Here is a 19,983-nt window from a genome sequence, read left to right as displayed (position 1 = left end):
CCCGCCCGGATCTCCCACATCGGCCGCCCGGGGTCGTCGTTGTGCACGACGACGTCGGCGTGCTCGGCCGGGCGGGCAGTGGCGAAGTAGAGCCGCTGGGCGGGAAGGTACCGCTCGTGCCAGCGCCGCTCGACGTCGGCTCTCGTCGACACGCGGCTCTCGCGGATCACGGCACGGTCCACCGTCTTGTCGAGCGCGGTGGACACGAAGACGCGCAGCTCCCACCGGTCGACCAGTTCCGGGCGCAGGAGGAAGACACCGTCGAACACCAGCACGGCGTCCGCCGGAGCGGTCGTGGGCGGCGGGGACAGCACCGTATCCGTCGCGTGGTCGTAGACCGTGTGCCGGAAGCGTCGATCTCCGCCCGGGCCGAGCGGATCGAGCAGCACCCGGTTCAGCGACCCGTGATCGTGGGTGTCGACGTAGCAGCCCTCGGCCGAGAACTCGCCTCGCCGGTAACGCCGGGCGCGGGGGAAGAGGAAGTCGTCCACCGTCGCGCGGATGACGTACCGGCCCCGGGCGCGCAGGACGGCGGCCAGCTCGTCGGCGAGCGTGGTCTTGCCGGCAGCGGGCGGCCCGTCGACCGCGACCCGGGTCGGGTACGGCACGGTGACGGACCCGACCGCGTCGGCCAGGAGGCCGATCAGCTCCCGGCGGGGATAAATGGATTGCCCCTGCGCCCGGCCGGGAGTTTCACTGCCGCCCATGCCGTCCCCCTCACCGGTCTTCGTCGCGGGCACAGGTCGTTCGGGCACCTCGCGGATCGCCGACGTCATCGGCCAGCACCCGCTGATCCACCGGATCCCGATGGAAACCAAGTTCATCGTCGAACCCGGCGGCCTGCGGGACCTGGCCGACGCGCTCACCGAACGGTACGACCCCATCGTCGGCGAGGACGCCCTGCAGCGGCTCAGCGACTTCCTCACCGTACGGGTGCCCGGACGGCGTGACGATCGTGGCAAGACCGTGCCCGAGCTGGTCGGCGAACGGCGCTACCGGGATGCCGTACACCAGCTCTGGCCGCTGTTGATCGCGGACGCCTTCGAGGAGCCCGCGCCCGCGGCGGGCTTCGGCGACGGCGACCGGCCCACCGGGCCGTTCGGGCCGACGGGCCGACGACGGGTCGTGCCGAGGTACTTCCGCGACCGGGCCGAGCTGATCGCCGTCCTGCGCGGCCTGGTCGAGACGCTGTTCGGCGGCGCGGCGGCCGACGCGGGCAAGCCGACGTGGTGCGAGAAGACGCCGTTCAACCTCTTCGCCATGGACTTCCTCTGGGAGCTGTTTCCCGAGGCGACGATCGTGCACATCACGCGGCACCCGGTCTCCGTGCTCGCCTCCCACCTGGCCCAGCCGTGGGCGCCGTCAACAGTCGACGGGGCGCTGGCCTACCTCGTGCCTGTCTACCAGCGATGGCTGGCCAGGAGGAACGCCGCCGACCTGACGAGCCGGCGGTACGTCGAGGTGAAGGCGGAAGACCTCGCGGCCGACTGGGCCGGGCAGCGGCGCGCCCTGTTCGAACGGCTCGGCGTCGAGGACGCCGTCACCGCGTCGACGTTCCAGGCGGGCAGGCTCGCGCACCGCGACGACCAGTTCGACGCCGGCACCCGCGCGTACGTCGAGCGGGAACTGGGCGAGATCATCCCCGCCATGGGCTACGAGTGACGGCCGAGCTGTCGAGGGCCGGCCCCGCTGTGCGGAGCTGACCGGCCCGATCAGGTGATGCGGCTCCGGATCACGCCTTGCGGCGCAGTTCGCGGAGCACGCCGTGCCGGCGGAGCGCCCACGCCAGTCGCCGCGCGCTCGGGTGCCGGACGAACAGCACCGCCGCCCGGCGGACCAGCCCGAACCGGTTGTCGCTCACCTGGTCGTCGGCCGCCCGCCAGATCAGCTCGCGGACGCCGGGGCTGTCCAGCATCGCCCTTACCTCGTGGCGTACCCGGGGGTCCTCGGCCGCGGACGTGACGGCGGTGACCAGGCCGGGACGGTCGGCGAGCGGCTCCACTGACGCGGCGACGAGCGGCCGGCGTACGGTGTCCCGCTCCAGCAGCAGCAACACCGCCTCCCGGACCTCGGTGCTGTCGAGCCCGGACCGCAGCAGGCCCAGCGCGCTGCGCTCGACCTCGCGGTCGCGGTCCGGAAGGGACAGTGCGGCCAGCAGCACTGTCACCTCGTCGAGGTCGACGAGGTGACGCAGCCCGTCGCGGAACTCCGGGAGCGCCCACGCCACCGTCAGCCCGCGCGCGAGATCGCGGTTCATGGGCCATTCGCTACCCGGAGTCGACAGCCGCCGAAACGCCGCGACAGCGCCGTGAAATAAGCCGTGGTTACAAGCGTTCACCTGAGCCGGTCGTATTGGCAGCCTCGGTTGCGAGAACGACCGGCATGGCCGGATAGGGGTCGCTGATCGGTTTGCGCTGAGCATGGACTCTTTCCCGCACCGTCACCAGCGTGGGGCCGGCGACGTAATGCCTGCCCCGCCGCTCACCTCGTGCTTCCAGAAGGCCCTGCTCGACAAGGCTGGCCAGATCCCGAGATGCGGTCCTGTCCTCGACATCGGCAAGTTTGACGTACCCGGAGCGACGGATGCGATAGCCCAGGACTGCCTCGTAGAGGAGATCGGTCACCCGCTCAGGGAGCCTGTTCTCGGCAACGATCGCGTCCAACTCCGACCAGATGCCGGACGCCTCCTCGAAGCGGCGAGCGACGGTCTGCGCCTGCATGTGATGGGCGCGCAGGTTGAACGACACCCAGAGGTGCGCCGAACCTTCGGGGTTCCAGCGGCCACGTCCGGTAACCGCCAACACCCGGTAGTAGTCCTCGGTGTTGCTGCCCAGCCATTCCTCAATGCTGGAGAAAGCAGGCTCGACGATCGCGCGTCGGGAGAGCACCAACGTCTGAAGGGCGCGTGCCATTCGCCCGTTGCCATCACGGAACGGATGGATCATCACCAGGTTCAGATGCGCCATGGCTGCTTTGACGAGCGGAGAGGCGGTGACATCCGACCGTAGATCTTCGGTTAGCTCCTCCATGAGGTGAGGCACGTGGTCGGCGTCCGCGCCCTCGTACACCCGCTCATCGGTTCGCTCATCGTGGACGTAGATCGGGCCCTTGCGATATTGCCCCGGGCTCTTGCCCAGATCGTGCGAGAGCATCATGTAGTGCATGCTGCGGATCACCGACGTGTCGAACCGGAAGTGCGGATCCCCGGCGGTTTGCAGCACGTATCCCAGAGCCTGCCGATAGCCCCGGATCTCGGCGAAGGTCCGGTGGTCGGCGCTCAGCGGCTCCTCGCCGTCTAGCGCGGCGGCGGCGTCGTCCTCGGCGACCACGTAGCCCTCGATGCTGTTGGAGCCGAGAATCGCGCGGGCCAACATCGTGCGCCGGAGGCCACCGGTCCACCGGCGAGGAGTGCGCAGGACATCGGCGAGCATGCGGCGCATGTCATGCACCTCGGCCAGGACGGTCTCGTCGCGATCGTTGAGTTCTGGGGTGGCGTAGATCATCTCATGTCCCAATGTCTCTTAATAAGAGACAAGGCTAGCGTCAGGCGATGTGGATGTCACTTATTTAGTGACATTCGGCCAACGTGTTCCGGTGTCTTGCCGGAAAAGTTACCGGCGAGTAGCGTTCGGGCATGAGCATCGACTCTCGCCAGGTCGCGGCCGGTCTCCTCGACGCCGTGCCGTTCGCCCGCACGCTCGGGATCGAGTTCGTCGAGGTGGCGCCCGAGGCCGAGGGCGGGGTCCGGGCCGTGGTCCGGCTCCCCGACGACCCGGCGCACCACAACCACGTGGGCGGCCCGCACGCCGGGGCCATGTTCACGCTGGGGGAGAGCGCCTCGGGCGCGGTTGTCCTGGCCGCGTTCGGGCAGGTGCTCGACCGGGCCGTACCCCTGGCCGTGACCGCGACCATCCGCTACCTCAAGGTGGCGGTGGGGCCGGTGCTGGCGATCGCGCGGCTCGGCGGCACACCGGCCGAAGTGCTGGCCGAGCTGGACGCCGGGCGGCGGCCCGAGTTCCCGGTCGAGGTGGAGGTCCACACCGAGGACGGCACGCTCACCTCCTCGCTCACCGTGATCTGGACGCTGCGACCGAACCGCTGAGCCCTGAACGGGTTTGCCCGGGGCGAGCGCCGGATAGATTCAAGCGATGCTGGGCCTCCCCGCGCACGTGAGCGCGTGTCTCTTCGATCTGGACGGTGTGCTGACGCAGACCGCCAAGGTGCACAACGCCGCCTGGGCGGAGACGTTCGACGCCTACCTGCGGCGACGGTCCGTCGAAACCGGCGAGCCGTTCCAACCGTTCGACCCCGGACCGGACTACAACCGTTACGTGGACGGCAGACCGCGCGCCGACGGGGTGCGCACATTCCTGGCCTCGCGCGGCATCACCCTGCCCGAGGGCTCACCCGACGACCCACCCGAGGCGGACACGGTCAACGGCCTCGGCAACCGCAAGAACGTCGTCCTGCTCCAGCGGATCGAGCAGCACGGCGTCGAGGCGTACGAAGGTTCGGTTCGCTACCTGGAGGCCGCCACCGCGGCCGGGCTGCGGCGGGCGGTCGTCTCGGCCAGCGCCAACTGCGCCGCCGTGGTGCACGCCGCTGGGCTGGACCACTGGCTGGAGGCGCGGGTCGACGGCGTGGTCGCCCGCGCGAACGGGCTGCGCGGCAAACCGGCCCCGGACACGTTCCTGGAAGGCGCGCGGCTGCTCGGCGTCGAACCGGCGCAGGCCGCCGTCTTCGAGGACGCCCTCGCCGGCGTGGCCGCCGGACGGGCCGGCGGATTCGGGTACGTGATCGGCGTCGACCGGGTCGGCCAGGCCGACGAGCTGCTGGCGCACGGCGCCGACGTGGTGGTCACCGACCTCGCCGAACTGCTCGCGGCGGAGCCGGCCGCGTGATCCGGGAACGGGCGTATCCGGTCGAGCCCTGGCATGTCCGGGAGGTACGCCTCGACATGGACGTGCTGGCCCAGTCCGAGTCGGTGTTCGCGCTCTCCAACGGGCACATCGGGCTGCGCGGCAACCTCGACGAGGGCGAGCCGCACGGCCTACCCGGCACGTACCTGAACTCCTTCTACGAACTGCGCCCGCTGCCGTACGCGGAAGCCGGCTTCGGCTTCCCCGAGTCCGGGCAGACCATCGTCAACGTCACCAACGGCAAACTGATCCGGCTGCTCGTGGACGACGAACCGCTCGACGTCCGCTACGGCGAGGTGCTCGCCCACGAGCGGGTCCTCGACATGCGCGCCGGAACGCTCCAACGCGACCTGCACTGGCGTTCCCCGGCCGGGCGCGAGGTCAAGGTCCGCACCACCCGGCTGGTGTCGTTCACCCAGCGCTCGGTCGCCGCCATCCACTACGAGGTGGAGCCGGTCGACGGGCCGCTGCGGCTGATCCTCCAGTCCGAGCTGGTCGCCAACGAGACGCTGCCGCCGCAGAGCCGCGACCCCCGGGTGGCCGCCGTGCTGGAGTCACCGCTGCAGGCCGAGGAAGAACTCACCACCGACGACGGCGGCCTGCTCATCCACCGGACCAAGGTCAGCGGCCTGCGGGTCGCCGCCGCCATGGGCCACGACGTGCACGGCCCCGAACGCACCACGATCGAGAGCGAAGGGTACGAGGACTGGGTCCGCACCACCATCGGCTGCGTGCTCAAGCCCGGCGAGAAGCTGCACGTGATCAAGTACCTCACGTACGGCTGGTCCAGCCGCCGGTCGCTGCCGGCGCTGCGCGACCAGGTCGGCGCGGCGCTCGCCGCGGCCCGGCTCGACGGCTGGGACGGGCTGCGCCGGGCGCAGCGGGAATACCTCGACGCGTTCTGGGACGCCGCCGACGTGCGCGTCGAAGGCGACCCGGAGGTCCAGCAGGCCGTCCGCTTCGGCCTCTTCCACGTGCTCCAGGCCGGCGCCCGCGGGGAACGGCGGCCGATCTCCGCCAAGGGCCTCACCGGCCCCGGGTACGACGGCCACGCGTTCTGGGACACCGAGATGTTCGTGCTGCCGGTGCTCACGTACACCCAGCCCGGCGCGGTCCGCGACGCGCTGCAGTGGCGGCACGCCACGCTCGCCCAGGCCCAGGAGCGGGCCCGCACGCTGAACCTCGAAGGCGCCGCCTTCCCGTGGCGCACCATCGAAGGACCCGAGTCGTCGGCGTACTGGCCGGCCGGAACCGCCGCGTTCCACATCGCCGCCGACGTCGCCGACGCGCTGCGCCGCTACGTGCTGGTCACCGGCGACGAGACACTGGAACGCGAGATCGGACTGGAACTGCTTGTCGAGACCGCCCGGCTGTGGCGATCCCTCGGCCACCACGACCGGGCCGGGCAGTTCCACATCGACGGCGTGACCGGCCCCGACGAGTACACAGCCGTGAAGAACGACAACGTCTACACCAACCTGATGGCGCAGCGGAACCTGCGTACCGCCGCGGACTGCGCGATGCGCTACCGGGACCAGGCCCTCGACCTCGGCGTCACCGAGGAGGAAGCCGCCGCGTGGCGGGACGCCGCGAACGACATGCACGTCCCGTACGACGCCGAGACCGAGGTGCACGAGCAGGTCGAGGGGTTCACCCGGTTCCAGGAGTGGGACTTCGAGCACACGCCACCGGAGAAGTACCCGCTGCTGCTGCACTACCCGTACTTCGACCTCTACCGGAAGCAGGTCGTCAAGCAGGCCGACCTGGTGCTCGCCATGCACTGGCGGGGCGACGCGTTCAGCGCCGCCGAGAAACTGCGCAACTTCGTCTACTACGAGCGGCGCACCGTACGCGACTCGTCGTTGAGCGCCTGCACCCAGGCGGTGCTCGCGGCCGAGGTCGGCTTCCTCGAACTGGCCCACCGCTACCTGCGCGAGGCCGCGCTGATGGACCTGCACGACCTGAACGAGAACACCCGCGACGGCGTGCACATGGCGTCCCTGGCCGGCGCCTGGATCGCGCTCGTCGCCGGATTCGGCGGCCTGCGGGACCACGACGGGACGCTCTCCTTCGCGCCCCGGCTCTCCAGCCGCCTCAGCCGACTGGAGTTCTCGCTCCAGTGGCGCGGGATGCGACTGCGCGTCGACGTGCGGCCGCACCAGACCACGTACTCGCTGCGCAACGGCGGCCCGGACACGGTGGTGGAGCTGCGGCACCACGGCGAGCCGCTGCGGGTCACCTCGGCGCAGCCGGTCACCGTGCCGATCCCGCCCGAGCACCCGACCGAGCCGCAGCCGGAGCAGCCGCAGGGCCGCGCGCCGCTGATGCACCTGCCGGAACGCATGTAGCGGTCCCGCCCCGAAGAGGCGGGACCGCTCGGTACGCGTACCTCAGAACTGGCGGCCGTTTGACGGGCGCCCGCCGGCGTCGCGCGGCGCCGTGGCCCGCGGATCGTCGGATGTCCGCGCCGTCGAGGCGCGGTCGGCCCAGTCCGGCGAGCCCTCAAGCTCCCGCTTGCGGCGCTCCTGGTCGGTGAGTTCCTGTTCCCGGGACCTGTCCTGTTTCGCCATGACGATCCTCGCGATCCGTCGGGGTCCGTGGTCACCCCGCGCGTTCCCGCCCGGCGGCGGCTCAACCGTCCAGGTGGCGGGCGAAGCTGCGCCGCAGGTGGTCCTTGGGGCGGGAGCCGACGATCGAGCCGACCACCTCGCCGTCCCGGAACACCAGCATGGTCGGCGCGGACATGATCCGGTGGGCGCGGGTGGTGGCCGGGTTCTCGTCGGTGTTGAGGGTGACGAAGCGCAGCGCGTCGCCGAACTCCTCGGCCAGCTCGGCCAGGTGCTTCGACACCACCCGGCACGGCGGGCACCACTCGGCCCAGAAGTCGACCACCACGGGCCGGTCGGCGGCCAGCACGGTGGCCGCGAAGGTGTCGTCGGTGACCGGGGTCAGCCGGCCGGTCCCCGTGTCCTGAGGCATCTTTCCTCCCGTTGGGCGATCGCGTGGGCGAGCTGGTCGTGCAGGCGGCGGCGGACGTCGCCCAGCCGGTCGAGGTAGTCGTCCACCTCGGCGAGCTTGCGCCGCAGCACCGCCACCGAATCGGGGCAGACGTCACCGGAGTCGTTCCCCGCACGCAGGCAGGCGACGAACGGGCGGATGTCGTCCAGGCCGAAACCGATCGCCAGCAGGGAGCGGATCTCGCGGACGACGCGCAGTTCCGCCTCGTCGTAGACCCGGTACCCGTTGGCGGACCGGCCCGGCCGGACCAGGCCGTGGGTCTCGTAGTAGCGCAGGGTGCGGGTGCTCGTACCGGCCCGCCGCGCCAGCTCCCCGATCCGCATCCGCCGCCCCCGTCCCTGCCTGGTGAATCGACGCTAAACCTTGCCGCCGACGTCAACGCAACCCCGCACGCGCGGCCTCCCCGCGCGGCGTCCCCGCGCGGCGTCCCCGCGCGGCGTCCCCGCGCGGCGTTCCCCGCCGGGATCCCCGCTGGCTGTCCCCGTCGATCATGAGGTTGACGGCGTTGTGGATCTCCAAATCTGCCGCCAACTTCATGATCGACCCCGTCGGGCGGGGTCCGGTGGGGCTGGGGTGGCGTCCCCGTGGATCTTGGTACGAAACGGCCCCTCCAGGGGCCGTTTCGTACCAAGATCTCCCGTGGTCTTGCCCGGATGGGCGTGATCATGAAGTTGGCGGCGTGGGGAAGCGCTTTCTGGGCCGTCAACTTCATGATCGTGCGGTTGGGGGGTATCGGGTGGGCGGGGGGTGGAGGGATATGCGTGAGGTTTCGGTGCCTGTTGTCGACGGAGGGCTCGTCGGAGATGTCAGTGTGCCCGGCGGGGCCGGTGGGGTGGTGCTGTTCGCGCACGGGAGCGGCAGCTCGCGGCACAGCCCGCGCAACACGGCCGTCGGACGCGCGCTCAACGACCGTGGGCTGGCCACCGTGCTGGTCGACCTGCTGACCGCCGACGAGGAGGCGCGGGACGAGGTCACCGCCGAACTGCGCTTCGACATCGGGATGCTGGCCGAGCGCCTGGCCGGAATCGTCGACTGGATGGGCGCCGACCCGGAGCTGGGGCGGCTCCCGATCGGGCTGTTCGGGGCCAGCACCGGCGCCGCCGCCGCCCTGGTCGCCGCGGCGGCCCGGCCGGACCGGGTGGCCGCGGTGGTCTCCCGGGGCGGCCGGCCCGACCTGGCCGGAAGCTCACTGACCGCGGTACGCGCACCGACGCTGCTGCTCGTCGGTGGCCTGGACGAGCAGGTGATCGTGCTCAACGAGCAGGCCCGGGACGCGCTCGGCGAGGTGGCGGAGCTGCGGATCGTGCCCGGCGCCACCCACCTGTTCGAGGAGCCCGGCACGCTGGAGCAGGTGGCCGACCAGGCAGGTACCTGGTTCACCACCCACCTGCGCCAGCCGCACCCCGCCTGAGCGGCAGCCCGTCAGCCCGCGGCTTCGACGGCCGGGTCCGGCCCGGCGGCGCGGCCGGTTTCGGCGCGGTGCCGCTGCACGGTGTCCAGCACCCGCCAGAGCACCGCCGCGATCGGCACCGACACGAACGCGCCGGCCACCCCGGCGACCAGCGTGCCGGCGGTGACCACCACCAGGATGACCGCCGGATGCAGTTGCACCTGCCGCCGCATCACCAGTGGCTCCAGCAGGTTGCCCTCGATCTGCTGGACGGCGATCACCGCGGCGAGCGTGAGCAGAGCCGTGGTGGGACCGTTCGCGGCGAGCGCGACAAGCACCGCCACCGCGCCGGCCACCGTGGCACCGATGATCGGCACGAAGCCGCCGAGGAACGTGATCAGGGCGAGCGGCAGGGCCAGCGGGACCCGCAACACGACAAGCGCCAGTCCGATGCCGATGGCGTCGATGGCCGCGATGATCATCGTGCCCCGGCTGTACGCGCCGAGCGTGCGCCAGCCGGCCCGGCCCGCCTCGGCGGTCAGCTCCCGGCGCGGACCGGTCAGCCGGCGCAACACCCAGTGCCACATCGAACGGCCGTCCTTGAGCAGGAAGAACAGCAGCACCAGCGCGAGCAGGATCGCGCCGGCCACCTCGGCTGCCTTGCGCGCCCCGGCCACCGGGTCGGGCGTCCCGCTGCTCAGGCCCTGCCGGATCTGCTCCACCAGCCGGTCGAGCTGCTGATCGGTGACCGGCAGGCTGGAGGTGACGAAGTCGCGGGTGCGTTGCAGCCCCTCGTCGAGTTGCTGGCTCAGCTCGCCGAACTGGCTCGCGGTGAGGTTCCAGACCAGTACGCCGGCACCACCGAGGACGCCGAGCAGCAGCAGGACGGTGAGCAGCGCGGCGAGCCCGGCCGGCACCCGCAGCCGGCGCAGGCGTACCAGGACCGGATCGAGCAGCGCGGTGAGGAAGAGCGTGCCGGCCAGCGCCACCGCCAGCGGCGCGAGCAGCACCGCGATCTGCCCCAGCAGCCACAACCCGGCCGTCACCACGAGGAGACAGGCGCTCCAGGTGACAGCGGTCCGTACCGGCCAGGGCAGCCCGGCCCAGGTCTGCCGGGGGCCGGTCGTCGGTGCCGGCCGCGTCGGCTCGGATCCATCAGCGTCCACGTCGCCTCCTCGATCGTGGCCGTTGGTACCCGACGCACGTCGATCCGACACCCCGGCGGGAATCGCCCACCCGGTGTTTGTGCCCCCAGCCCCAGGGAAGGCTTCCAACGTATCGAAGGGAGATCCGACATGAGCGACTTCATGGACAAGGCCAAGGACTTCGCCGACAAGCATGACAAGCAGGTCGACCAGGGCATCGAGAAGGCGGGTGACGCGGCCGACAAGCGCACCGGCGGCAAGTACGACGCCCAGATCGACAAGGGCGTCGACATGGCGCAGCAGCGGACCGGCGAGGGTGACACCGGGCGCTGACCCCGTACACCCGCACCGGCGCCGGACACGACGGCGGCCACGCCCCCTCAGGGAGCGTGGCCGCCGTGGCGTCGGGGTCAGGAGCTGTAGCCGCGTCCGGCGATCCAGTTGGCCAGCTCGGTCACGTCCATCCAGTACGTCGGTGTGTCCGGCCGGGCGGGGTCGGCGATGAGGACGGTGTCGGCGTCGCCCTCGTACCGCACCACGGTCAGGTAGTGGCCGGGGTAGCTGTGCTCCACCCCGTCGATGTCCCGGGCGCCGCCCAGGATGTTCGCCACCACCGGCCGGTCGTCGTCCACGGCGGTCCGGATGTCCGCGCGCAGGCGGGCCACCTGCTCCGGGGTGGCCACGTCGTCGCGGATCTCGGTGGTCCGGTACTTGCCGCCGGTGTACTCGTTGAGCACGCGGGTGATGTCGATGGCGGAGTCGGTGCCGTTCTGGGTGGTGCCCAGCTTCGCGGCCAGCTCGTCCTGGCTCACGTCCTTGCCCTCGGCCGAGAGCGCGATGCGGGCCGAGGCGGGACCACAGTAGAAGAAGTTCGGCTGAGCCTGGTACTCGTAGTCGGCGGTGCGGTCACCCTTGCCCTTGACCGGGGCCGCGTGGGCGGCAGCCGGGCCGGCGACGGCACCGCCGGCAGCGGCGAGACCGGCGACGGAGAGCAGGCACTTGCGGATGATCGGGTTCATGTCGAGGCTCCATTCGGGGGTCGACGGCTCCGTGCGGGAGACGCGGCACCAGGAGTGGCGCTCGGCGTACGGAGAGTTCAACCGCCCTGCTTCCGGGCCTCATTTCCGGGCGTGACCGGGGCCACCGCGAAACCGGACAGAGCGCCTCAGTCGGGCAGGCTGCCCAGGAGCCGGGTCACCGCGATCTCGATGACCACCCGCTCCGGATTCGGACGCGGGGTGCGATAACGCTCGGCGTACCGCCGTTCGGCCTCGGCCACCGAAGCCGGGTCGCCGCGCAGCGCCGCCCGGCCCTCCACGGTCAGCCACCAGCGGCCGTCGACCTGGCAGACCGCCGCCGGAGTGCCGTCCGGTCCAGCCGCGGCGACGTGCCGCGCCTTGGCCGACCCCGCGGAGGTGATCACCCGGGCCAGGCCGGCCTCCGGGTCGAAGGTCACCCCCACCGGTACGACGTGCGGGGTGCCGTCGGCGCGCAGCGTGGTCAGCGTGGCGAGATGCCGGTCCGCGAAGAAGCGGGCCACCCGCCCGTCGTGCGGATCCAACCGGTGCCGTCCCGCCATGCCGTCTCCTCGTTCGCGTGTCTCATCGGCGGGGCGCCGCGCCGGGCGGCAGCGCCGGGGACTTCCCGGTGGCCCGCTGTTCCACCTGGGCGGCACGATGCTTGACGGCCAGCCGGCCCAGGTAGAACAGCGCGCCGGCCAGCACGCCCATGTCGTCCAGGTAGATCGGGTCGGGCAGCAGGTCCACCGGCAGGATCGTGTAGATCAGCGCGCCGTAGAACGCGACCTTGCCGCCGGCGCCGAGCGCGCCGAGCATGCGGCGGGTGCGGACCAGCCGGACGGCGAGCACGACCGCCCCGGCCAGCATGGCCGCCGCGACGACGGCGGCGAGTACGACGAGCACCCAGGCTTCACGGGACACGCCCTCACGCTAGCCGAGCCGGGTCGATGCCGCCCGCGGGTCGTGGCCGTGACGCCCCGGGTCGTGGCCCGGGGCGCTCAGGCCGCCACGGCCGCCCGTCCCCGGGCAACCGGGGTCAGCTCGCGGGTGATGTCGACGGCGGCCGAACCGGTCGGCAGTTCCCGGGTGGTCTCCGGCCCGGCGAACCCGACGATGGACAGCTCCGCCTGCGGCTCAGGGGCCGGGTGCAGCGCCGCGAACGCCTCGTCGCGCAGGCTCTGCGCCGCCGCCGCGGCCCGCTCGGCGGCCTGCCAGGCGGCCTGTTCCCGCTGCGTGGCGGCCCGGTGCCGGGCGGCGAGGTTGTCCCGAACCAGCCGGCGCAGCAGCAGCTCCTGCTCCACCGGGTGCCGGCTCGGGTCCCAGCCGTTCCCGCCGAGGATGTCGCTGAGCTGCCGCACCGTGATCTCGTTGCGCCACTGGGCGTCCATCGCCGCCCGGTGCAGCCAGCGCTCCCGGTCCGCGTACTCGGCCGGGGTCCGGGCGGTCCGGGGCAGCGGCAGCGCCGCGGCGGCGGCCAGGCGCCGCACGTCGTCCTCCGCCGCCTGGTACGCCTGCCAGGCCGCCTCGGCCTCCTCCTGGGCGGTCAGCCACTCCGTCCGGCTCCGCTCGGCGGTCGCCGCCGCGCGGGCGGCGGCCACCGCCACCTCGTCGGCGTACCGGTCCCGCTCCCGATCCTGTACGCGGGCCCGCTCGGCCTGATCGATGCTGCTCGGCCGGGCGGCGTCACTGATCCGGTCGACAAGCTCCGAGCGGAACCGGGACGGGCGGACGATCAGGGCGGCGACCACTGTGGCGGCCACGGCGAGCAGAGCCAGCCAGATCACGGCGGCAGCGGGGACGTCGGGCAGGACGGTGGAGAAGACGGTCTGCATCACCAGCACCTCAAGGTGGAACGACTGACGAACAACGGTTTGTGGCCCGGTCATCCGGGTGGGGTGCGTCTCGCTACGGAGACGCGGCAGGGCGCGCGGGTGCGGCAGGTGTGGCCGCGCCGGGGCGTACCGGAAAGGTGGCCCGGTCAGGCGCGCGGCGGACCGCGGCGGGCGATGGCTGCCCGAGCCGGGTCGGCGACGGCGACGGCCTCGACGCCGGGCACCCGCCCGGCGGCTGTGGATTCGGTGCCGGCCGCGTCGGCGGCGGGACCGGAGGTGGATCGCGGCGCGCCGTCGGCCGTCGTGCCGCCCGCCGCGACCGTCGTCAGGCCGACCTCGGCCGGAACCGGAGACGCGATCACGCTCGGCGCGGCGGCGGAGGCGACAGTGACCGCGACGGACTGCTCGGTCACGGCGGCATGGGCGGGTGCGGCGGCGATGCCCTGGAGGCCGACGATCAGCACCAGGCCGGCCACGGCCGTGCGGGCGATCCGGCGCAGCGTCGCCGTCCAGGTGGACGGGGCGAACGCTACGGGCAGCACCAATTCAACCTATCGGTCAGCGGACGATTTCGCAGCTCAAAGATCTTGCTGGTTACGTGAGCCGTCCCACGGGTCGCTGTGGACGGACCGCTGCCTCGATGCCGCTGTCAGTTGCCGCCGAGCACCGGCGGCGGAGCGCCGTCGCCGTCGCCCCAGACCATCTCGTCCTCGGTGAGCCAGGTCAGCCGGCCGTCGGACTCGTCGTCGCCGTGGCTGCCGCGACCACCGAGCACGCCGCCACGGCCGGCCATCGCGGGCCGCCCGGTGCCGCCGGCCCGCTCGCCGGACCTGCCCCCGGCCTCGACCACCAGGCCGCGACCGGAGGTGAGCCGGCCGGTGCCGGCCGCCGCGCGGTTCTCCGCGCCGGGCGCGCCGCCGAACCGGGCCGAGGACGCAGAGTTGGGACCGGTGCCCGCGAGCGACCCGGTGCTGAGCACGCCGGGGGCGCCGTAGAGCCCGCCGCCGCCCCCGCCGGCCGTCATCGTGGCGGGGCCGCCGCCGGAGCCGAAGCCCGCGCTGCCGCCGATCGTCGGGCCGCCGGTGGTGCCGGTCAACGGGCCGGCGCCGGCCAGCGAGGTGCCGCCCGGGTCGACGGTTCCGCCGGTGGTGACCGAGCCCGGAGCGCCCGCGCCGGGGTTGCCGCCCGGTGTGCCCGCGCCCGGGGCGCCCGCACCGGGCGTGCCGCTGGTCGGCGCCGTGTGGTGCACGCCCGACGTGGTGGCGGTGGCGCTCGCTCCCGGGCCGAAACTGCCCAGGTTCGGGCCGGACGACGGCGTCTTGACCGAGGGGCCGTTCTGCAGCGTCGGGTCGCCGTTGCTGGTGTTGCCGGGCAGCTCGACCTCGGGCGGGTCCGGCACGACGATCCGGCCGTACGCCGAGAAGTCGTAGCCCTCGGCGAGCTTCGCCACCACCTGCACCATCCGCTGGTGCGCCTTCTCCTGCTCGGCCTTGTCCTGCTGGTGGCCGACGATCCCGCCGATCACCGCGCCGGGGGCGCCGCCGAGCAGGAAGCCCTTGCCGGCGCCGGAGAGCAGCTTGTCGTTGTCGTCGGTCTTCTCCGGGCTCTCCGCCTTGGACTGCGCGGCCCGCAGCTCGCTGGACATCATGTCGAGGCCCTGCCGGATGCCCGTCATGCCCTCGGCGAGGTTGCCGGAGTAGCGCACGACCATGTCCAGCCGCCTGGTGAACTCGCGCGCGGCGTCGCCGGTCCAGCTCTTGGACAGCGCCTCCAGGTCGGCGGTGAGGTCGCGGCCGAGGTCGTCGAGCGTGCTCTTGAGGGAGGTCCACTGGGCGCTGAGCGCCTCGATCTGCTTCGGGTCGCCGGCGTTGACGCCCTGGTAGAGCTCCTCGTGGCTGACGTGCTCGTAGCGCCGGGTGTACTCAGACACGCGGGTCCTCCTTCGGCTGCTTCATCGCCTCGTTCAGCCCCGAGAGGGCGGCGGCGATGTCGGCCGCGGCGGCGGCGTTGCGGGCCTCGGCGGTCTTGTAGTTCGTCATGATCTTGTGGGTCGCCTCGCGGGCGGCCAGAATCGCCCGGCGCAGCCGGTCGACGTGGTTGACGTAGCTCTGGTGCGTCTCGGAGTAGCGACGTGCGTTGTCGGTCGCGTCGGTGAACGTGCCGAGCGCGGGCGGGCGGCACTGCATCTGGGTGTTCAGCTTGCGCAACACCGACTCCGCCTCGTCCAGCCGCCGCTCAAGTCGCTGGTGGAAGTCCTCCAGGGACAGTACGTCTACTGTCGTGCGCCCCGTCATGGCTGCATCCCCGTAGTCATCGTCGATAACCTTCGCCGCACTCAGGTTAGTCGAAACGCGCCAACCCGGGCGACCCGTGACAGGCCCCATCCACATCGGACCCGGGCGGGGCCGGTCAACCGCCCTGGACCTGGGCCGCGGCGCCGCCGGTGGAGGGGGTCGCGGTGGGCGCCGCCGGGGTCGAGGCATCGAAGTACGCCATCGCGTCCTGGCGCGACAGCGTCGGGCCGGTCGGCACCAGCGCCAGCAGCGAGGCGGGTACGGCCAGCGGGGTCACGTCGCCGTACCCGAGGGCGCTCTTCGCGTCGCCCCCGGCGGTGCCGAGCGGAAAGCGGATGCCCTGGGCGGTGATCAGGTAGACCGTCGACCCGGCCGCCGGCTTGCCGCTCTCTCCGGCCGTGGCCTGCGCCAGCACGCCCTTGCCGCCGGGCAGCAGCACGTTCTCGGCGGTGCGTACCGCGTCCCGGCCGCCCTGCCGCGACGGCATCGCGGTCGCCTCGGTCAGCTCGGCCGGCGGGGAGTCGAAGACCTCAAGCGTGGTGGTCGGCGGCTGGCCGGGCGGGCCGGGCCGGTAGGTGGCGCAGAGCACCGTGCGCCCCGGGCGGACCTCGTGCGGCGTCGGCAGCCGGGCGGGCAGGCCGTCCGGCTCCAGCCGCTGGTCGGTGAGGAGCCGGCCCGCCTCGTCCGGCGTGATCTGCGCCACCTCGCCACCCCGGCCGAGCAGCAGCAGCGCGGTCACCTCCCGGACCGTGGCCAGGCCCTGCCGGGTGAGCACGTAGTACTGGCCGGCCGCCTGGTAGACCTGGCCGATCCGGGCCGGCCGGCCGCCCACCGTGAGCCCGCTCGCGCCGCCGTCCCCGTCGATCGTGGGCTTGCGCAGCACCGGCCCCACCGGCACCGCGTTCAGCAGCTGCTGCCCGACGGTGAGGTTCGTGACGCCGGCCATCTTCAACGCCACCAGCGCCTGGTCGTCGCCGGCGACACGCAGCCGCGAGCCGCCGGTGAGCAGGTAGCGGGCGTCGCCGGTGCGCACCACGACGGCCCGGTCGGTGAGCGCGGTGCCGCCGGGCAGCGTCCGGTCGATCACCAGGTGCGTGGTGGAGCGCTGCGTGTCGTTCGGGTCGGGCACGTCGCACACCGACCAGGGGAGCCCGACCAGGGACTTGCGGTCCGGCAGGTCGTCGGGGGCGCCCACGATGCCGACCAGCCGGCCGCGCGGCCGGTCCTTGATGGACGCCTGGGACATGGTGCGGGGCTTCGCCGCCGCGTCGTTGACGATCAGCCGCGCCGAGGCGTAGTTGAGCGTCGGGCGCAGCACCCGGTCCTCGCCGAAGTAGTACGTCGCGCCGGTCTCCCGCTCGATCACCAGCGTGTTCGGCTCCAGCGGCGCCGAGTTGCTGGTGAGCTGCCCGTACGCGCCCACCCCGCCGAGCACCACGGCGGCCGCGATCACGCTGCCGAACACCGCCATGCCGAGGCGGCGCATCGGCAGGTCGTTGGTCTCCGGGTCGCCCGACAGCAGCGCCGAGACGATGCGGCGGGTGACGAAGCGGTACGCCTGGACCTGATCGCGGCGGGTCCGCATGACTAACCTCCGGCGGGGTGGGTCCAACGACGACAGGGCCGAGCGGCGTCGCGGGCTTCCCTACGATAAGGGGCCACCGGGGGTGCGCCGGACCCCGTCCGCCGCCCGAACGCCGCACCCCGCCGGCGGATGTCCAGGATGTCCAGAAGGGACGCTCACCGATGACGCAGCTGCAGGCGCCACCCGGTCGTACGGCCACCGCCCCCGCCGTACCGGTGGACCGGCCGGTCACCCCGGCCGACAAGCGCCGCCGGGGCCGGCTCGGCCCGGTCGTGGTCGGGCAGCTCGTCGTGGTGGAGTGCGCCGCGCTGGCGGTCTGGTTCGCCACCGCCGGCCCGGCCTGGCTGCTCGGGGTGGTGGGCGGGCTGGCGCTGCTGGCAGTGGTCGCCGCGTTCGCGCGCCGGGGCGGCCGATGGTGGTACGAGGACCTGATGCTCCGCCGCCGGCTGCGCCGCCGCCGCGACCGGGCCCGGGGCGCGACGCCGGGCGGCGACCCCCGGCTGGCCGCGCTCGCCCCGGAACTGACAGTGGTGGAGCTGACCGAGCGCGGCACCCGCCTCGGCATCGGGCAGGACGACCGGGGCTGGTTCGCCGCGCTGGCGCTCACCGGCCGGCCCGGCGCGCCCGCGGGCTCGATCGAGGCCGCCGTGGTGGACCGCGCGCTCGCCGTGCTCGCCGACTTCTCCGGCCCGGTCACCCAGACCCAGGTCGTCTCGCACACGCTGGTCTGGTACCCGGCCCCCGGCGCGCCGCCGTCGGCGTACCGGACCGTGTGGGTGGCGCTGCGACTGTCGGTGGCCGACGCGCGGGCCGAAACGGTGAGCCGGGGCGGCGGCCTGCGCGGCGTGCACCGGACGGTGGCGGCCGGGGTGGGCCGGCTCGGCAAGGCGCTCAACGCCGCCGGTCTCGGCCACCGCGTGCTCGGGCGGGACGAGCTGCACGCGGCGGTGGTGTCCGGCGCCGGGCTCGACCTGGCGCCGGAGGCGCCGGTGGAGACGTGGACCAGCGTGCGCGGGGGCGGCTGGACGCAGCGCTGCCTGGCCCTGCGGGTACGCCCCAACGGCTCGCTCGGCGCGCTCGTGGACGCGGTCACCGCCACCTCGGCGCCGTCGCACACGGTCGCCGCCGTGGTGCTCCCGGGCGGCCGGCGGGTTCCGCCGCTGCTGCGGGTGGCGGCCATGGACGGGCACGCCGAGGCGCTGGTGAAGGCGGTCCGGGACATGGCCGGGCGCGCGGGTGTGCCGGCCCGCCCGCTGGACGGCCAGCACGGTCCCGGCGTCTACGCCACCGCGCCGGTCGGCACCGCGATGGGGACCGTCACGGTCGAAGGTTGACGATCCAGCCGTACATGCCGCACACCCACACGGCGAGCGGCACCAGCGCGATGATCAGCAGGATCTCGACGATGTCCAGGGTCCGGCCCCAGACCGGCGAGATCCGCTTGCCGGCCACGGTCAGGCCGTAGACCAGGCTGATCACGGCCACCACGGCCAGGCCGCCGAGGACCAGCCCGAGCCGGACCGCCAGCGAACCGGCGGCGAACGTGGCGGCGGCGACCAGTCCCAGGCCGACGGTGCCGGACAGCAGCACCGGCGTACGCTGCCCGCGGCCGAGGAACGGGCGCGCCCGCAGCAGCGACAGCAGCGCCAGGACCAGGCAGAGCAGGACCGCCGGCAGGCGGCCGTCCTCGGCCAGCACCACCTCGCCGCCGAGCACCAGCAGCGAGACGGTCCAGAGCAGGCCGGTGAGGAAACCGTCGGCGCGCTCGCTGTTGCGCAGCACCGACGGCCCGTCCACCGACTCGGTGTCGGTCTTCAGGTCGTCCGGCCCGGTGGGGATGGACGGCACCGGCAGCCGGGCGAGGCGGTAGGCGAGCATCGGCAGCGCCGGCAGCGCGCCGAAGGCGACTGTCGCCACCACTGCCGCCGACGCCGCCGCGCCGATGCCGAAGGCCAGGCTGAGCACCGCGCCGAGCCCGACCGCCGCCCCCACGCCGACCGCGCCGAGGAACAGCGGCAGGCGGTCGCCGACGGCGAGCGCGGCGATCGCGCCGAACACCACCACGGCGGTGCCGGCGAGCAGGACGTGCGGGGCGGCCAGCTCGCCGAGCGTCCGCTCACCGGCGAGCACCAGCAGGCCGCCGACGCCCGCGTAGCCGATCCCGACCAGGGCCAGCACCGCGCCGGTGCGACTGTCTCCGGCCGCCCGGGACAGCACCGCGGCGCCGACCAGCAGCGCCACCGCGACCACGAAGGCGGCCGCCGCGCCGGGCAGGTGCGGCGGGCCGGTGAACAGCGCCGCCACCGCGCCGCCGGCAAGCGCGGAGGCGGCCAGGAGGACCGCGAACGCCCGCGTGGTGCCCACCTGCCAGGCGCCCGCCCGCTGGGTGGTGGAGGTGGCGACCGCGTCCACCACGTCGTCGAAGACGATCTCCGGGGCGGTCGCGGCACGGGGGTTGAAGTAGAGCACCTCGCCGTCGCGGACCCCGAGCTGCGCGGCGGTACGGCCACCGTCGAGCGGCTGGCCGCCGAGCCGGGACAGGGCCCAGCCGCCGTGCCGCACACCCTCGTCGGCCAGGTCCTCGCCCGCGTAGCGCAGCAGCGTGGGCAGCAGGTCGGCGAGCGGCACGTCGGACGGCAGCGCCAGATCCATCCTGGTACGTGGCGCCACGATGGTGATCCGGCTCAGCCCACCGGTCGCCGTCTTCGTCGCCACAGTGGCCTCCTCGTTGCTCGCAAACGATCCGCTCGGCCCACGGCGTCGCCCCCACGGGTCCACGAC

The 19,983-nt window shown here is 73.3% G+C and carries 22 protein-coding genes and 1 pseudogene; 7 read left to right on the top strand and 16 right to left on the bottom strand.

The features are described 5' to 3' along the window. Positions 1-11: 11 nt before the first annotated feature. Positions 12-707 (bottom strand): annotated as a pseudogene (locus O7542_RS23390) (hypothetical protein); the annotation flags it as partial. Between O7542_RS23390 and O7542_RS23385 the strand changes: the two are divergent. Further along, positions 706-1,662: a sulfotransferase gene (locus tag O7542_RS23385; RefSeq protein WP_274477245.1), complete on the top strand. Its 957-nt coding sequence runs from the start codon at positions 706-708 to the stop codon at positions 1,660-1,662. The pseudogene O7542_RS23390 and the gene O7542_RS23385 overlap by 2 nt on opposite strands. A gap of 70 nt (positions 1,663-1,732) precedes the next feature. Here the strand turns inward: O7542_RS23385 and O7542_RS23380 are convergent, their stop codons facing one another. Both O7542_RS23380 and O7542_RS23375 read right to left on the bottom strand, forming a co-directional pair. Then, entirely contained in the window at positions 1,733-2,257 is a 525-nt protein-coding gene (locus tag O7542_RS23380) for a hypothetical protein (RefSeq protein ID WP_209959767.1), read from the bottom strand. Between the two features lie 67 nt (positions 2,258-2,324). Then, on the bottom strand, positions 2,325-3,503 hold the full coding sequence (locus O7542_RS23375; protein ID WP_274477246.1) for a Fic family protein: 1,179 nt from the start codon (positions 3,501-3,503) through the stop codon (positions 2,325-2,327). Between the two features lie 131 nt (positions 3,504-3,634). Here O7542_RS23375 and O7542_RS23370 point away from each other — a divergent pair, with 131 nt between their 5' ends. The 3 genes from O7542_RS23370 to O7542_RS23360 are packed head-to-tail and all read left to right on the top strand — an operon-like array spanning position 3,635 to position 7,267. Then, entirely contained in the window at positions 3,635-4,102 is a 468-nt protein-coding gene (locus tag O7542_RS23370; protein WP_281605211.1) for a DUF4442 domain-containing protein, read from the top strand. 46 nt (positions 4,103-4,148) lie between these two features. Further along, positions 4,149-4,901: a beta-phosphoglucomutase family hydrolase gene (locus tag O7542_RS23365; RefSeq protein ID WP_104115972.1), complete on the top strand. Its 753-nt coding sequence runs from the start codon at positions 4,149-4,151 to the stop codon at positions 4,899-4,901. Further along, positions 4,898-7,267 (top strand): glycoside hydrolase family 65 protein, encoded by a 2,370-nt coding sequence (locus O7542_RS23360; protein WP_043327109.1) that lies wholly within the window; start codon positions 4,898-4,900, stop codon positions 7,265-7,267. Before O7542_RS23365 ends, O7542_RS23360 begins: the two co-directional genes overlap by 4 nt. Positions 7,268-7,309: 42 nt before the next feature. Here the strand turns inward: O7542_RS23360 and O7542_RS23355 are convergent, their stop codons facing one another. From O7542_RS23355 to O7542_RS23345, 3 genes are all read right to left on the bottom strand, one after another. Next, positions 7,310-7,489 (bottom strand): hypothetical protein, encoded by a 180-nt coding sequence (locus tag O7542_RS23355; protein ID WP_030503531.1) that lies wholly within the window; start codon positions 7,487-7,489, stop codon positions 7,310-7,312. A gap of 61 nt (positions 7,490-7,550) precedes the next feature. Beyond that, positions 7,551-7,898 (bottom strand): thioredoxin domain-containing protein, encoded by a 348-nt coding sequence (locus O7542_RS23350; RefSeq protein ID WP_043327107.1) that lies wholly within the window; start codon positions 7,896-7,898, stop codon positions 7,551-7,553. Beyond that, positions 7,868-8,260, bottom strand: coding sequence for a MerR family transcriptional regulator (locus tag O7542_RS23345; RefSeq protein WP_281605210.1), 393 nt, complete (start codon positions 8,258-8,260; stop codon positions 7,868-7,870). Before O7542_RS23345 ends, O7542_RS23350 begins: the two co-directional genes overlap by 31 nt. 434 nt (positions 8,261-8,694) lie before the next feature. On the opposite strand from O7542_RS23345, the gene O7542_RS23340 reads away from it, so the two are divergent. Then, positions 8,695-9,348, top strand: coding sequence for an alpha/beta fold hydrolase (locus O7542_RS23340; RefSeq protein WP_043327103.1), 654 nt, complete (start codon positions 8,695-8,697; stop codon positions 9,346-9,348). An 11-nt stretch (positions 9,349-9,359) separates the two neighbouring features. Here O7542_RS23340 and O7542_RS23335 read toward each other — a convergent pair whose 3' ends face one another. Next, entirely contained in the window at positions 9,360-10,493 is a 1,134-nt protein-coding gene (locus O7542_RS23335; RefSeq protein WP_113972143.1) for an AI-2E family transporter, read from the bottom strand. A 129-nt stretch (positions 10,494-10,622) separates the two neighbouring features. On the opposite strand from O7542_RS23335, the gene O7542_RS23330 reads away from it, so the two are divergent. After that, positions 10,623-10,805, top strand: a complete 183-nt coding sequence (locus O7542_RS23330; RefSeq protein WP_043327099.1) for an antitoxin — start codon at positions 10,623-10,625, stop codon at positions 10,803-10,805. A gap of 77 nt (positions 10,806-10,882) precedes the next feature. Here O7542_RS23330 and O7542_RS23325 read toward each other — a convergent pair whose 3' ends face one another. From O7542_RS23325 to eccB, 8 genes are all read right to left on the bottom strand, one after another. After that, positions 10,883-11,491: a C39 family peptidase gene (locus O7542_RS23325; RefSeq protein WP_064448614.1), complete on the bottom strand. Its 609-nt coding sequence runs from the start codon at positions 11,489-11,491 to the stop codon at positions 10,883-10,885. Positions 11,492-11,637: 146 nt separating this feature from the next. Beyond that, on the bottom strand, positions 11,638-12,051 hold the full coding sequence (locus O7542_RS23320; protein WP_281605209.1) for a TIGR03618 family F420-dependent PPOX class oxidoreductase: 414 nt from the start codon (positions 12,049-12,051) through the stop codon (positions 11,638-11,640). Positions 12,052-12,073: 22 nt separating this feature from the next. Beyond that, positions 12,074-12,412: a YkvA family protein gene (locus tag O7542_RS23315; RefSeq protein WP_043327093.1), complete on the bottom strand. Its 339-nt coding sequence runs from the start codon at positions 12,410-12,412 to the stop codon at positions 12,074-12,076. Between the two features lie 77 nt (positions 12,413-12,489). After that, positions 12,490-13,323 (bottom strand): hypothetical protein, encoded by an 834-nt coding sequence (locus O7542_RS23310; RefSeq protein WP_064448627.1) that lies wholly within the window; start codon positions 13,321-13,323, stop codon positions 12,490-12,492. Positions 13,324-13,469: 146 nt separating this feature from the next. Next, complete coding sequence (locus O7542_RS23305) at positions 13,470-13,865, bottom strand: hypothetical protein (RefSeq protein WP_064448612.1); 396 nt, start codon at positions 13,863-13,865, stop codon at positions 13,470-13,472. 107 nt (positions 13,866-13,972) lie between these two features. Further along, on the bottom strand, positions 13,973-15,253 hold the full coding sequence (locus O7542_RS23300; protein ID WP_281605208.1) for a WXG100 family type VII secretion target: 1,281 nt from the start codon (positions 15,251-15,253) through the stop codon (positions 13,973-13,975). Further along, complete coding sequence (locus O7542_RS23295; RefSeq protein WP_030503518.1) at positions 15,246-15,617, bottom strand: hypothetical protein; 372 nt, start codon at positions 15,615-15,617, stop codon at positions 15,246-15,248. Before O7542_RS23295 ends, O7542_RS23300 begins: the two co-directional genes overlap by 8 nt. 115 nt (positions 15,618-15,732) lie before the next feature. Next, on the bottom strand, positions 15,733-17,202 hold the full coding sequence (eccB, locus tag O7542_RS23290) for a type VII secretion protein EccB (protein WP_166455750.1): 1,470 nt from the start codon (positions 17,200-17,202) through the stop codon (positions 15,733-15,735). A 161-nt stretch (positions 17,203-17,363) separates the two neighbouring features. Here eccB and O7542_RS23285 point away from each other — a divergent pair, with 161 nt between their 5' ends. Continuing rightward, a complete protein-coding gene (locus O7542_RS23285) occupies positions 17,364-18,536 on the top strand; it encodes a type VII secretion protein EccE (RefSeq protein ID WP_281605207.1) in 1,173 nt (390 codons plus the stop codon). On the opposite strand, the gene eccD is transcribed toward O7542_RS23285, so the two are convergent. Continuing rightward, entirely contained in the window at positions 18,520-19,917 is a 1,398-nt protein-coding gene (gene eccD / locus O7542_RS23280; protein WP_064448608.1) for a type VII secretion integral membrane protein EccD, read from the bottom strand. The two genes, O7542_RS23285 and eccD, sit on opposite strands and share 17 nt — an antisense overlap. Positions 19,918-19,983 lie beyond the last annotated feature (66 nt).

The sequence above is a fragment of the Micromonospora sp. WMMC264 genome (assembly GCF_027497275.1).
Lineage (GTDB): Bacteria > Actinomycetota > Actinomycetes > Mycobacteriales > Micromonosporaceae > Micromonospora > Micromonospora chalcea.
The sequence above is the reverse complement of the archived record's forward strand: the minus strand, read 5'-3'. Positions and strand labels throughout refer to the sequence as shown.

Bases quoted from the DNA above. Each gene is read 5' to 3' on its own strand.
- O7542_RS23385 (WP_274477245.1), top strand. From the start codon at position 706: ATGCCGTCCCCCTCACCGGTCTTCGTCGCGGGCACAGGTCGTTCGGGC.
- O7542_RS23380 (WP_209959767.1), bottom strand. From the start codon at position 2,257: ATGAACCGCGATCTCGCGCGCGGGCTGACGGTGGCGTGGGCGCTCCCG.
- O7542_RS23375 (WP_274477246.1), bottom strand. From the start codon at position 3,503: ATGATCTACGCCACCCCAGAACTCAACGATCGCGACGAGACCGTCCTG.
- O7542_RS23370 (WP_281605211.1), top strand. From the start codon at position 3,635: ATGAGCATCGACTCTCGCCAGGTCGCGGCCGGTCTCCTCGACGCCGTG.
- O7542_RS23365 (WP_104115972.1), top strand. From the start codon at position 4,149: ATGCTGGGCCTCCCCGCGCACGTGAGCGCGTGTCTCTTCGATCTGGAC.
- O7542_RS23355 (WP_030503531.1), bottom strand. From the start codon at position 7,489: ATGGCGAAACAGGACAGGTCCCGGGAACAGGAACTCACCGACCAGGAG.
- O7542_RS23350 (WP_043327107.1), bottom strand. From the start codon at position 7,898: ATGCCTCAGGACACGGGGACCGGCCGGCTGACCCCGGTCACCGACGAC.
- O7542_RS23345 (WP_281605210.1), bottom strand. From the start codon at position 8,260: ATGCGGATCGGGGAGCTGGCGCGGCGGGCCGGTACGAGCACCCGCACC.
- O7542_RS23340 (WP_043327103.1), top strand. From the start codon at position 8,695: ATGCGTGAGGTTTCGGTGCCTGTTGTCGACGGAGGGCTCGTCGGAGAT.
- O7542_RS23330 (WP_043327099.1), top strand. From the start codon at position 10,623: ATGAGCGACTTCATGGACAAGGCCAAGGACTTCGCCGACAAGCATGAC.
- O7542_RS23325 (WP_064448614.1), bottom strand. From the start codon at position 11,491: ATGAACCCGATCATCCGCAAGTGCCTGCTCTCCGTCGCCGGTCTCGCC.
- O7542_RS23320 (WP_281605209.1), bottom strand. From the start codon at position 12,051: ATGGCGGGACGGCACCGGTTGGATCCGCACGACGGGCGGGTGGCCCGC.
- O7542_RS23310 (WP_064448627.1), bottom strand. From the start codon at position 13,323: ATGCAGACCGTCTTCTCCACCGTCCTGCCCGACGTCCCCGCTGCCGCC.
- O7542_RS23295 (WP_030503518.1), bottom strand. From the start codon at position 15,617: ATGACGGGGCGCACGACAGTAGACGTACTGTCCCTGGAGGACTTCCAC.
- eccB (WP_166455750.1), bottom strand. From the start codon at position 17,202: ATGCGGACCCGCCGCGATCAGGTCCAGGCGTACCGCTTCGTCACCCGC.
- O7542_RS23285 (WP_281605207.1), top strand. From the start codon at position 17,364: ATGACGCAGCTGCAGGCGCCACCCGGTCGTACGGCCACCGCCCCCGCC.